This window comes from Tahibacter harae (assembly GCF_024437735.1).
GTDB lineage: Bacteria > Pseudomonadota > Gammaproteobacteria > Xanthomonadales > Rhodanobacteraceae > Tahibacter > Tahibacter harae.
On sequence record NZ_JANFQO010000012.1, the window covers coordinates 64,727 to 76,958 of the forward strand.

The window sequence follows — 12,232 nt, forward strand, 5'->3', positions numbered from 1 at the left end:
GATTGCGTACTGCCCCAGGACACCGCTGCCGCCGCTACCATGTCCCTGCCGCAACCCGACCACACACCCAGCACGGCCTATTTCGCCGCGGCCTGCTGCCGCAACTGCGGCGCGGTGCTGCACGGCCCACACTGCGCCCAATGCGGGCAGAAGAAAGCGCAGCGGCTGGGCCTGGGCAATCTGCGCAGCGAGGCCTGGGAGAAGCTGCGCCTGTTCGAGATCGACGCGCTGCAGTCCGCCCTGCGCCTGCTGACCGGCCCGGGCCGGGTCGCCCACGAATACGTACTGGGCATGCGCAAGCGGCATACCCATCCGCTCAAGCTGCTGCTGCTCGCCATCGCCGTGCTGCTGCTCGTGCTGGCGCAGACGCGCTACCTCGATTCGGCCGACGCCAATGTGTCGAAGACGCTGGCGGTGATCCGCAAATACGCCGAATGGTCGTTCTCGCTGGGCCTGGCCGCGGTCTGGCTGGCCTCCATGGCCGTGTTCCGGCGCTGGCGCGGCTACAACGCCGCCGAACACCTGGTACTGGCGCTGTACACCCAGTTCCTGATCATCCTGGCCAACATCCTCAACCAGCTGCCGCTGCTGTTCCTGCGTGCGCCCGGCTGGCTGGCCTGGCACCGGGCCTGGTCTGGCCGCTACATGGACCTGATCGAACTTGCCCTGGTGCTGCTGGCCTGCACCCAGTTCTTCCAGCTCGATTTGCGCCGCCACTGGTGGCGCCTGGCGCTGGCCGCCGCCGTGTTCGTGCTGAGCAAGAAGCTACTTATCTATTTGTACTCCTGGCTCCTGGTCAAGCTGGTGCTGGCCAAGCTCATTTCCTGAACCCCTGCCGAGACGCAACCGCCATGAACGCGAACATCCTGCTGCACCGAAACCTGCTCTGCGCCGCGCTGAGCCTGGCCATCGCCGGCTGCGGCGACGCGGCCCAGCCCGGCGGCAAGCCCGCTGCGCCTACCCTGGCCCAGGCGCCCCAGCGCGCGGCACCCGCCGCCGCGCCGGCGGACGAGGCGGCTCTCATCGCCGAAGTCGCCAGTTCGCTGCAGGCCTGTTCCTACGACGGCTCGCCGCTGGCCCTGTCCAAGTCCGCGCTGAATTTCAGCGGCCAGGGCGCCGGCGCGAAAGTGGTCGCCGAAATCATGAAATTCACCGGTCTGCCGCAGAATTTCGACGTGATCGAGGGCCAGGTGCCCAATGCCGCGGCGGTGATCGTGCTGGGGCCGGACCAGCTGCCGCGCCGCGTGATCGCCTACAACCGCCGCTTCATGGAACAGGTGCGCGAAGCCACGCGCAACAACGACTGGGCGCCGGTCAGCATCATGGCGCACGAGATCGGCCATCACCTTTCCGGCCATACCATCACGCCCGGCGGCAGCCAGCCGCCGACCGAGCTGGAAGCGGACAAGTTCTCCGGCTTCGTGCTGTACAAGATGGGCTCTTCACTGGCGGATGCGCAGAAGGCGCTGGAAACCCTGGTGCCGGAGCAGGACGGCAAGACCCATCCGGGCCGGCGCAAGCGTGTCGCGGCCATCCGCGACGGCTGGCAGCAGGCCTGCACGCAGCAGTCGGGCGATTGCAGCAGCGGCATCGCGCTGACCTCGGCCAAGCCGGCCGGACCCGCCGTTGCGGCGAACAATACGGCCGCCACGGCGCCGGCATCCGCGCCGGAAACTCGCGGTGACTTCGGCACCGGCCGTGCGCCCGACGCGCCGGCGGTGGCGCAAGCACCTGTGCGCGACGATGCGACGCCGGCCGTCGCGCAGGCGACCCGCGACGATGCTGCCGCTGTGCGCGCCGCACCCGCCGCCGGCCGCGGCGCCGTCGACACCCTGCCCGTGCCCGATACCAACGCCCTGCCCTCCAAGTTCGACCGTTTCGTCTACGACGAGAGCGGCCTGCTCGATCCGGCCACCCGCGCCACCTTCGAGCAGAAACTGTTCGACCATGCAGCGAAACACAACGTGGAAATCGTCAGCCTGCTGGTCAAGGATCTGCATGGCCTCAGCGCCGACGACTACGCCTACGCCATGATGCGCCAGCTGCGCGTAGGCAAGCTCGACGTGGGCAACGGCGCAGTGCTGGTCGTCGCGCCGGGGCAAGGACAGGTCGGCGTCGCCATGGGACCGGGCGTGCAGCGCCACATGAAGTCCTACGTGAGCCTGGAAAAGGAACGTCTGGGCAACTTCCTCAAGCTGGGCTGGCCGCAGTGCCAGAAGAAGTCGGCCTGCAACGACAGCTGGAGCGAGAGCTTCTTCAGCGCCGCCGAGCACATCGCCAACGACACGCGCTTCCTGCCCTGGACCATCCGCTACCAGAGCCTGGCCGAACTCGCCGCGGCCGACGCCGCCGACCAGGCCGACCGCGAAGCGAACAACCGCCGCTACGATCCGGCCAAGGATCCGGTGCGCGGCCAGATCCTGCGCCTGCAGGCCGACCTGTCCAGCCTCGACGCACGCAAGGGCGAGCTGGCCAAGTGGGTCATCGACCGCAACGACACCGACGACGCCGACCTGCATACCTTGCAGGCCAGCGCCGAAAACGGCCGCCAGGTGCTGATCGAAACCGACCCGCACACCGAACGCCTGATGCCCTCGCCGCTCAGCAGCGGCAAGCGCTACGACTTCATCGTGCGGGTGAAGGACGCCGGCTTCTACAACCTGAAAGATCCGATCCGGGTGGAGCTGCTGAGCTATTCGCTGATGCAGTGATGGGAGGGATTCGGGATTCGGGATTCGGGATTCGGGGGAGTTTGCGGCGGAGTGCGGCTTTTCCGGCAAGCGAATCCCGAATCCCGAACCACCAATCCCCGCGCCAGCTATCCCCGCGCCGCCTCGCGTATCTGCGCAAATTCCAGCTCGAATCGTTTGAGGTATTTGCGCAGCCGGTCTGCGTCGTTGGTGGAACTGCGCTTTTCGCGACTGGCCTGGAACAGCGTCCGTCCCGCTTCGCTGGCACTGCGCGAGGCGGCACAGACGCGCAGCACTTCGACCAGTTGCACGCGGTCGAAGCGGTCGAGATCGGCGACGCGATCGCCGAGCAGGGTTTCGAGCAGCGCGTCGTCATCGCCGCCGTTGCCGCCGCGGCGTGAATTGCCCCAGATACGGCCCAGGCGGCGGGTTTCCTCGTCCACCACTTCGACCGTGATGCGGCCCTGCGGTGCCAGCGTGGCCATGCGCGTGACTGACGCGCCCAGATCGCGGAAATTGCCGGGCCACGTCGCGTCGACGCTCATGGCGAAGCGCAGGTAGCGTTCGCGCGCCTCGCGGTTGAAGGTGACGCGCTCACTCTGCTGGCGCGCGTAGCGTTCCAGCTCGAAGTCGAGGTTGGGCTCGATATCCTCGCTGCGCTCCTTCAGGCCCGGCAGGTAGAAGGTCCACAGGTTGAGGCGCGCGTAAAGATCCTCGCGGAAGCGGCCCTGGGCCACGGCTTCGGCCAGGTCGCGGTTGGTGCCGGCGATCAGCTGGAAATCGCTGCTGACTTCGCGGTCGCCGCCCAGCGGCGGGAAGCGCTTATCCTCGATTGCGCGCAGCAGCATGGCCTGTTCGTCCAGGCCCAGCTCGCCGATCTCGTCCAGGAACAGCAGGCCGCCGTCGGCGCTCTTGAGCAGGCCGGCGCGCTCGCCCTGGGCGCCGGTGAAGGCGCCGCGCACATGTCCGAACAGCGCACTGCCGGCGCCGTCGCCGCGCAGGGTGGCGCAGTTCACTTCGACGAAGCGGCCCTTGAGGCTGTGCCGGCTCTGCTTCAGCTCGAACAAATTGCGCGCGAGCATGCTCTTGCCCGCACCGGTAGGCCCCAGCAGCAGCATCGGCGCCTTGGAGCGCACGGCCACGCGTTCGATCTGCTCGATCATGCGGTTGAAGGTCGGGCTGCGCGTGGCGATGCCGCTCTTGAGAAAGCTGTTGGTATCGTCGCGTTCGCGCGCGAAGCGCTGGGCGATACGGTCGTAGCGCGCCAGGTCCAGGTCGATGATGGTGTACTTGCCCGCATCGCCCACGCGCTGCTTGGGCGGCGGCGAGGTCTGCAGCAGCCGCGCCGGGAAGAAGCGTGCCTCGGTCAGCAGGAACCAGCAGATCTGCGCGACATGGGTACCGGTGGAGATATGCACCAGATAGTCCTCGCGCTCGCTGTCGAACGGATAGCGGCGGGCGAACTCGTGGAGCGCGGCAAATACCTGCTCGAAATCCCACGGATCGGCCAGGAAGGTGTCGTGCAGGCGCACCTCGGTTTCCGGACTGACCTGCCCCAGGTCGGCGCGGATGCGCTCGGCCAGCTTGGCGTAGCGGCGCTCGTCCAGCAGCAGTTCCACGCGGGAGACCAGCAGGTCCTCGAACATGCCCAGGGCTACGGTAGGCCGCCAGCGCTCCCAGCGCCCCGGGCCGTCGGCCGCGTCCAGCACGGTGCCGATGAAGCCGATCACGACCAGTGGCTTGCTGCGCATATCCCTGCCCCTTGCTTATCCAACCGGATAATACACGAGCCCGCTGGAGCGGTAACAATAGCGGATCGAAATTGAGATGAAATTTCAACCAATTGATTTGTAATGGAAATCGAATTTCCGTCGCACTTGGCACGGCCCTTGATATAGGAACTCCGCGCCGGGATGAGCCGGTGCCGGGCCGGCGGGCCTGGCGACGGCGGAACAGGGCAAATCCTCTCCCTTTTCCGCCGGCGCTGTTTCGCCGCCGCACCGGTTCCCGACCTGGCCCCGGGCGCACGCGGCAACAGGAGAAATGGCCGCAGCGAATTGGCGCTGCGGCCGCATTGGATACGGAGGTTTGGACGCCGCGGCAAATGTCCGCAGGACTACAGAAGGTTGGCTCCCTGACGGGTGCGAGGCGGCGCGCCTCGGCGGCGCGCCACCACGGCAACGGACCAGGCCGCGCCGACCATGTCTTGCCTCGCTGTTGCCGGGGCGTCCAATCCGTTCGGACCAGGAAGGTCCGTAAGCAGTACATCCCTGGCGCGACGCGCCAGGGATGCAGGGAGCAGGGGGTTGCCCGCAACGGCGAATGCCTGCAGGACTACATAGGGAATCAGCGCTCAGGCATGCCCAGGTGAAAGTCCCGGGCCGGTGGTTAGACACCGTGGCGGAATACAGACGCACTGATTGAATGTCTTGCGATCCATTTGTCGCCGCGGCGTGCAATCGGAGGCCGGAACGGAAGTCCGGGACTGAAAAATGGTCGCGGCGAATTGGCGCCGTGGCCGCCGCAACGAATGCGTGTGCTGGAATGCGACGGCGGATCCCGGCAGGGCTGCATCAGTGGACGAAACGCGCAAGGGCGTTGCGAGGTGGAAACTCCGCCGCACGAACCCGGCACCGCCGGCCAGGACGAAGAGATCCCGTCCGCACAAAGGATCTCGCCAGTTTCAGGCAACACCTGTCAGTGCGGTCCTGCGGCAAGCGGCGAATGCCCCGCCGGGACTACACCTGTCACGTGCGCGCTCTCGGCGACTGCTGTCTCTCGTCGCCGCTTGCCGCAGGACCGCACTGACGCCATAGAAGCGGTGTTGCTGCCGCAAGCGGCAAATGCCAGGCGGGACTACATTTTTCCAGAATGGCAAGGTCTCGCCAGCTGCACCTTGTTGCCGTTTGCTGCAGCAACATTTTTTTGGACACAGAATCGCCTGCGGCCTTGCCGCAAGCGGCGAATCCCGGGCGGGATTACATCCCAAAACGAATCTCGCCCACGACCTTGTCGCCGCTTGCTGCAGTGTCGCGAATGCCTGCCGGTCTACAGTTAATGCGTGAGTCGCGGGTTCAAGTCCCGCCGGTGCCGGAACGCTCCTGCCGGCGCCGTAGCTCAGATGGGTAGAGCAACGATCCGACTGGCGACTCTTGTCGCGACAGTGCACACAGAAGAAGAACGAGAATCACCATGGACACTTCACTACACCAGACTCTGCAGGATCCCGGCGCCGTTCCGGTCAAGGCCTGGATCAACGGCGTCACCCTGGACAGCAAGGCGCGCGACCAGCTGCGCAACCTGGCGCGCCTGCCCATCGTCGGCCCCTGGGTCGCGGCGATGCCGGACGTACATGCGGGCATAGGCGCGACTGTGGGGTCGGTGGTGCCTACCGCAGGCGCCATCATCCCGGCCGCGGTCGGCGTGGACATCGGCTGCGGCATGATGGCCTACCAGACCACGCTGAGCGTCGGGCAGCTACCGGACTCGCTGCGCGACATACGCCACGATATTGAACGCGCAGTGCCGCACGGCTTCGTCACCGTGCCGGGACGCAGCCTCAAGGGCAACTGGGTGATCGCGCCGAACTCGGCCGGCACGCGCTGGCGCGGGTTGGAGCAGCGCTACCGGCGCCTGGTCGAGCGGCATCCGCGCATCTCGCACAAGTCGCCGCTGAGCCAGCTCGGCTCGCTGGGCGGCGGCAATCATTTCATCGAGTTGTGCCTGGACGAGGCCGGCAAGGTCTGGGTGATGCTGCACTCGGGCTCGCGCGGCGCCGGCAATGCGATAGGCCAGTACTTCATCGAAAAGGCGCGCAACGAGATGCAGAAGCAGCAGGCGAATCTGCCCGACCGCGATCTGGCCTATTTCAGCGAAGGCAGCGTGCTGTTCGACGACTACGTGGCCGCAGTGGAATGGGCGCAGGAATACGCCGCACAGAACCGCGAGCAGATGATGGAGACCGTGCTCACGGTACTGCGCAAGCATCTGCCGGCGTTCCAGCTCACCCGCATGGCGATCAACTGCCATCACAACTATGTGCAGCGCGAGACGCATTTCGGCCGCGAGCTGTTCGTGACCCGCAAGGGCGCGGTCAGCGCGCGCCAGGGCCAGCTGGGGATCATCCCGGGCAGCATGGGCGCGAAGAGCTTCATCGTGCGCGGACTGGGCAACGAGGAAAGCTTCTGCTCCTGCTCCCACGGCGCCGGCCGCGTAATGAGCCGTACCGAGGCCAAGAAGCGCATCACCCTGGGCGAGCACCGCGAAGCCACGGCGCATGTGGAATGCCGCAAGGATGCGGACGTGATCGACGAATCGCCGGCGGCCTACAAGCCGATCGACGCGGTGATGGAGGCGCAGCGCGATCTGGTCGAGATCGTGCACACGCTGCGCCAGGTCGTCTGCGTCAAGGGCTAAGGGGAGATGAGCCGTGCGCAGTGACATGCATGAAGTGCTGATAGAACGTCCCCGCGGCGGCCTTCGCCTGAAGACGCCGCGGGGAAACAAGCCTCGTGTACGGGAATGGACCGGCAGTGAGGACGATTACGCCCGCAGCTACCGGCCCAGGCAGCCGCGCACCAAGCATTTCGACGATCTGCTGTCGCCGCTGCGACGCTGGCTGCGGCATCAGGTGGGCCGGCCGTGGGACAAGGTATGGAGTGAGCTGTGCGGCGGCATCGACTCGCGCAGCGTAGTCGGTCAGCATCTGCTGGAGCATGTGCGCCGCGAAGTCGCCGTCGATTGCGCCTACGATCCGGTGCGGCGGCGCGTGGTGACCAAGGAACAGCGACGCGGGCATGATCTGGTCGACGGGCTTTATGTGGATCCGCGCCATTGCCTGCTGTGCTGGAAGCAGCCGGAGCGGCGACGCAGAGCGCTGGTCTTTTTGGGAGAGGTATCAGGCGATACGCGAAAAGTTTCCCCGGACCGTTTCCAGTTCAGGCGGAACGGTATCTGGTTCGAAGCCGAGGTCACGCCATTGCCCTACGCTCCGCGCTACCGCGTGGAACCGCATATCCGGTGGTTCGACGGCTGCTACACCATCGTGCGCAAGCGCCAGCTCAGTTCGCGCGAACTGCGCGAACACGGATTGAAGAACGACGCCTGAGTCTCTCGCAGCTCGGGTAGGAAGAGACCGAGATGAACAAGAGAACGGATTCCCCCATAGAACTCGACGGCGCCCAGGGCGAAGGCGGCGGACAGATCCTGCGCAGCGCCCTGGCGCTGTCCATGCTCGGCGGCCGCCCGCTGCGCATGAGCAATATCCGCGCCGGCCGCAGCAAGCCCGGGCTGATGCGCCAGCATCTGGCCTGCGTGCGCGCGGCGGCGGAAGTCTGCGATGCCCAGGTGGAAGGCGCGGAAATCGGCGCCACCGCGCTGAGCTTCCGGCCGGGCACCACGCGCGCGGGCGACTACACCTTCAAGGTCGGCAGCGCCGGCAGCACCATGCTGGTGCTGCAGACCGTACTGCCCGCGCTGCTGCGCGCCGGCGCACCCAGCCGGCTGCTGCTGGAAGGCGGCACGCACAACCAGATGGCGCCGTCGGCGGATTTCGTCGCCGGCGTGTTCCTGCCGCAGCTGCGGCGCATGGGTGCGCAGGTGTCGATGAAGCTGCACCGGCACGGCTTCTATCCGGCCGGCGGCGGCCTGGTCGAGGTCGGGATCACGCCCGCGCCGCTGGTCCCGCTGCAGCTGCTGCAGCGCGGTGCCGGCGCGGGCATGGATGCGAATGTGCTGCTGCGCACGCTGCCGCGGCATATCGGCGAGCGCGAACTCGAAGTCGCGCTGCGCCGGCTGCCGCTGGCGAGCTCGCAGATCGAGCACCTGCCGCAGAGCTTCGGCCCGGCCAACGCACTGGTGCTGCGCGCGGATTTCGAGCACGTCAGCGAGATCGTGGTCGGCCTGGGCGAGCACGGCGTCAGCGCCGAGCGCGTCGCCGACGGCGCCTGCGACGAATTGCTGCACTACCTCGCCCACGGCGCGCCGGCCGGCGAGCACCTGGCCGACCAGCTGCTGCTGCCGCTGGTGATTGCCGGCGGCGGCTGCTTCGTCACCGGGCGGCCCAGCCCGCATCTGGAGACCAATGCGGCCGTGATCCGCGCCTTCGGCGCCGCCGCGGTGAGCATCGCGCCGGACGACAGCGATCCGCAGCGGCGCTACCGCGTCACGGTCGAAGTCGGCGCGGACCGGTGACTTCGCCGACCCGCGCTTGAGCAATCCCGGCCGGGGCCATGACGGCCCCGGCCGGCGTCATTTCTGCCAAGCCTCATCCAAAGCAGGACAGCGGTTGTCCGCAATAGCCCGATACTCACCGCCCGGCCCGCCAGTACCCCTGCCCGCTTCGTTCGTGCAAGATCGGCAGCCGCTTGCAAGCCCGGCATGCGCCCCCAGCTGTTGCGCCCGCCGGCCGTTTCACCGTGTCGCCGGCACGCCTGGACCCGGGAGGTTGCGTGGAACCTGTCATCCGCATCACGGGCTTGAGCAAGACCTACAAATCCGGTTTTGCCGCGCTCAGGAACATCGATCTGGAGATCCGCCGCGGCGAGATCTTCGCGCTGCTCGGCCCCAACGGCGCGGGCAAGACGACGCTGATCAGCGTCATCTGCGGCATCGTCAATCCGACGACTGGCACGGTGCTGGCCGACGGCCATGACATCGTGCGCGACTACCGCGCCTCGCGCAGCGCGATAGGCCTGGTGCCGCAGGAACTGTCCACCGATGCGTTCGAAACGGTCTGGGCCACGGTGAATTTCAGCCGCGGCCTGTTCGGCAAGCCGCGCGATCACGCGCTGGTGGAAAAGATCCTGCGCGACCTGTCGCTGTGGGACAAGAAAGATTCCAAGATCATGACGCTCTCCGGCGGCATGAAGCGGCGCGTGATGATCGCCAAGGCGCTGTCGCACGAACCGTCCATCCTGTTCCTGGACGAGCCCACCGCCGGCGTCGATGTGGAACTGCGCCGCGACATGTGGAACCTGGTACGCGGCCTGCGCGAGCGCGGCACCACCATCATCCTGACCACGCACTACATCGAGGAGGCCGAGGAAATGGCCGACCGCATCGGCGTGATCAGCAAGGGCGAGCTGATCCTGGTCGAGGACAAGACCCAGCTGATGCGCAAGCTCGGCAAGAAGCAGCTGACCCTGCAGCTGCAGGCGCCGCTGGCGGCGATACCGGCGGAGCTGGCCGGCTATCCGCTGGAGCTGTCGGCCGACGGCCAGGAACTGGTCTACACCTTCGATACCCAGGGCGAGCACACCGGCATCGCCGGCCTGCTGCGCCGGCTGACCGATCACGGCATCGACTTCAAGGACCTGCATTCCAGCGAAAGCTCGCTGGAAGAGATCTTCGTCAGCCTGGTGAGGACGAACGCATGAACCTGCACGCGATCCGCGCGATCTACCGCTTCGAGATGGCCCGCACCGGGCGCACGCTGATGCAGAGCATCGCCTCGCCGGTGCTGTCCACGTCGCTGTACTTCATCGTGTTCGGCGCGGCCATAGGCTCGCGCATGGGCGAGGTCGACGGCGTGCACTACGGCGCCTTCATCATTCCCGGCCTGATCATGCTCACCCTGCTGACCGAGAGCATTTCCAACGCCTCGTTCGGCATCTATCTGCCCAAGTGGTCGGGCACGATCTACGAACTGCTGTCGGCGCCGGTGTCCTGGATCGAGGTGGTGATCGGCTATGTGGGCGCGGCGGCGACCAAGTCGGTGATCCTGGGACTGCTGATCCTGGTTACGGCACGCTTCTTCGTCGCCTACGAGATCGCCCATCCGTTCTGGATGGTGGGCTTCCTCGCGCTGACCGCGGTCACCTTCAGTCTGTTCGGCTTCATCATCGGCATCTGGGCCGACGGCTTCGAGAAATTGCAGGTGATCCCGCTGATGATAGTGACGCCGCTGACCTTCCTCGGCGGCAGTTTCTATTCGATCAACATGCTGCCGCCGCTGTGGCAGAAGATCGCGCTGTTCAATCCGGTGGTGTATCTGGTCAGCGGTTTCCGCTGGAGCTTCTACGGCGTGTCCGACGTCAACGCAGCACTGAGCTTCGGCATGACCTGCGCCTTCCTGGCGGTCTGCCTGTTCGCGGTGTGGTGGATCTTCCGCACGGGCTACAAGCTGCGCAATTGAATGGGCTGCGGCCGGCGCGGCACTGCGCCGGCTGCTCAGCCGCAGGTGGCAATGGCGGGAATCCGCTTCGTGGCGCCGCCGGCGTCGGCGCTCACTTCAGGCCGGCGCGCTGGTTGAAATCGCCGATCACGCCGACCAGGTCGGTGATGGCGGCGCGCTCGGCCTCGGTCAGGTCCGGATGCCAGGTGTCGAAGATCAGCACGACGCGGGTGCGGTCGCTGCGGTTCCAGGCCTCGTGCTCGTAGGTATCGTCGAAGACGACGCAGCGGCCTTCCTGCCAATGATGGTCGATGCCGCCCACGCGCAGGGCGCAGTTGTCCGGCACGATCAGCGGCAGATGGGTGACCAGGCGCGTATTGGTCACGCCGCGGTGCGGCAGGATATGCGCGCCGGGCGTGAGCAGCGAATACAGCACTTCCGGCGCGTGCTCGCGGATACGCACCATGGCCGTGCCTTCCAGCGCCGCCGCCGTGATCGGACAGCGCCGGCAGTTTTCCTCGCGGCGCTCGCCGTGGCGGTAGAAGAAGAAGCCGGTCCAGGCCGCGCCGCCTTCCCTGCCGATCAGGTAATCCTCCACCCGCGTGTCGGCATCGAAATGCAGGAAGGGTTCAAAGCCCTGCTCGGCGGCGAGCAGATTGAGCAGCTCCAGGCGGATCGCCGCGGTCTGCGCTTCCAGATCGCCCAGCCAGGGAAAACGTTCGCGCTCGTAATACGGCTGCGAGGCGATGCCGGGAAAGAACAGGAACAGCGGCCGCTGCGCCGGATGCGGGTAGTTCGCCGGCTGGTCGCCCAGGTAGATGGCCAGGGCCTGTTCCATGCGGCGCAGCTCTCCCGCGCCGTAGCGCGCGCGCAGCGGCTGCAAAGTGTTGTCGAACAGGCGGTGGCGGCCGGCGTCGACATAGCGCATGGCGGCAAGCACGCCCTGGCGCAGCCCCGGCGGCGTACTGGCGTCGCTGAGCCATTCGCCGCGCGCCTGGGCATCGCGGATGGCGCGGAAATAGGCCGGCAGGGCGTCGTCGGGACGCTGCAGCTGCTCCAGGGTCTGGCCCAGGTGCAGGCGCGCGAGGAAGTAGTCCGGCTGCGCCTGCAGTGCCGCCTGCAGCGCTTCCACCGCCGGCTCCAGGCGCCCGCTGCGACGGTACACCTGGGCCAGGTTCTTGAGGGTTTCCGCATCCGCGGGCTGCAGCCGGCGCGCCCGTTCCAGCAGTGCGCCGGCCTGTTCCAGCTGCTGCCGCGCCAGTGCGCACATGGCGAGGAAGTTCAGCGCCTCGACCTGCTCCGGCGCAATGTCCAGCACGCGCTGGAAAGCCTGCTCGGCTTCGAGTATGCGGCCCTGGGACGCACTGCTGCGCGCCAGCTCCAGCTGGGCCAGAAGGGCGGGCGCGGAGCTGGCGGCGGATGCGTTCAT

General features: G+C 67.0%; 9 protein-coding genes. 7 read left to right on the top strand and 2 right to left on the bottom strand.

Features of this window, described 5'->3' with window-relative positions; genetic code table 11:
- Positions 1 to 39: 39 nt before the first annotated feature.
- Together NM961_RS13800 and NM961_RS13805 are read left to right on the top strand one after the other, a co-directional pair.
- Positions 40 to 828 (top strand): DUF3667 domain-containing protein, encoded by a 789-nt coding sequence (locus NM961_RS13800; RefSeq protein WP_255914981.1) that lies wholly within the window; start codon positions 40 to 42, stop codon positions 826 to 828.
- Between the two features lie 23 nt (positions 829 to 851).
- Positions 852 to 2,711: a TPM domain-containing protein gene (locus tag NM961_RS13805; protein WP_255914982.1), complete on the top strand. Its 1,860-nt coding sequence runs from the start codon at positions 852 to 854 to the stop codon at positions 2,709 to 2,711.
- A gap of 107 nt (positions 2,712 to 2,818) precedes the next feature.
- On the opposite strand, the gene rtcR is transcribed toward NM961_RS13805, so the two are convergent.
- Positions 2,819 to 4,441, bottom strand: coding sequence for an RNA repair transcriptional activator RtcR (gene rtcR / locus NM961_RS13810; RefSeq protein ID WP_255914983.1), 1,623 nt, complete (start codon positions 4,439 to 4,441; stop codon positions 2,819 to 2,821).
- A 1,441-nt stretch (positions 4,442 to 5,882) separates the two neighbouring features.
- Here rtcR and NM961_RS13815 point away from each other — a divergent pair.
- The 5 genes from NM961_RS13815 (at position 5,883) to NM961_RS13835 (ending at position 10,824) form a co-directional block, all read left to right on the top strand.
- Complete coding sequence (locus NM961_RS13815) at positions 5,883 to 7,106, top strand: RtcB family protein (RefSeq protein ID WP_255914984.1); 1,224 nt, start codon at positions 5,883 to 5,885, stop codon at positions 7,104 to 7,106.
- 13 nt (positions 7,107 to 7,119) lie between these two features.
- A complete protein-coding gene (locus tag NM961_RS13820) occupies positions 7,120 to 7,797 on the top strand; it encodes a hypothetical protein (RefSeq protein WP_255914985.1) in 678 nt (225 codons plus the stop codon).
- A gap of 32 nt (positions 7,798 to 7,829) precedes the next feature.
- Entirely contained in the window at positions 7,830 to 8,882 is a 1,053-nt protein-coding gene (rtcA, locus tag NM961_RS13825; RefSeq protein ID WP_255914986.1) for an RNA 3'-terminal phosphate cyclase, read from the top strand.
- A 257-nt stretch (positions 8,883 to 9,139) separates the two neighbouring features.
- Positions 9,140 to 10,066, top strand: coding sequence for an ABC transporter ATP-binding protein (locus tag NM961_RS13830; RefSeq protein ID WP_255914987.1), 927 nt, complete (start codon positions 9,140 to 9,142; stop codon positions 10,064 to 10,066).
- Positions 10,063 to 10,824 (top strand): ABC transporter permease, encoded by a 762-nt coding sequence (locus NM961_RS13835; RefSeq protein WP_255914988.1) that lies wholly within the window; start codon positions 10,063 to 10,065, stop codon positions 10,822 to 10,824. Before NM961_RS13830 ends, NM961_RS13835 begins: the two co-directional genes overlap by 4 nt.
- Positions 10,825 to 10,915: 91 nt before the next feature.
- Here the strand turns inward: NM961_RS13835 and NM961_RS13840 are convergent, their stop codons facing one another.
- On the bottom strand, positions 10,916 to 12,232 hold the full coding sequence (locus NM961_RS13840) for an aspartyl/asparaginyl beta-hydroxylase domain-containing protein (RefSeq protein ID WP_255914989.1): 1,317 nt from the start codon (positions 12,230 to 12,232) through the stop codon (positions 10,916 to 10,918).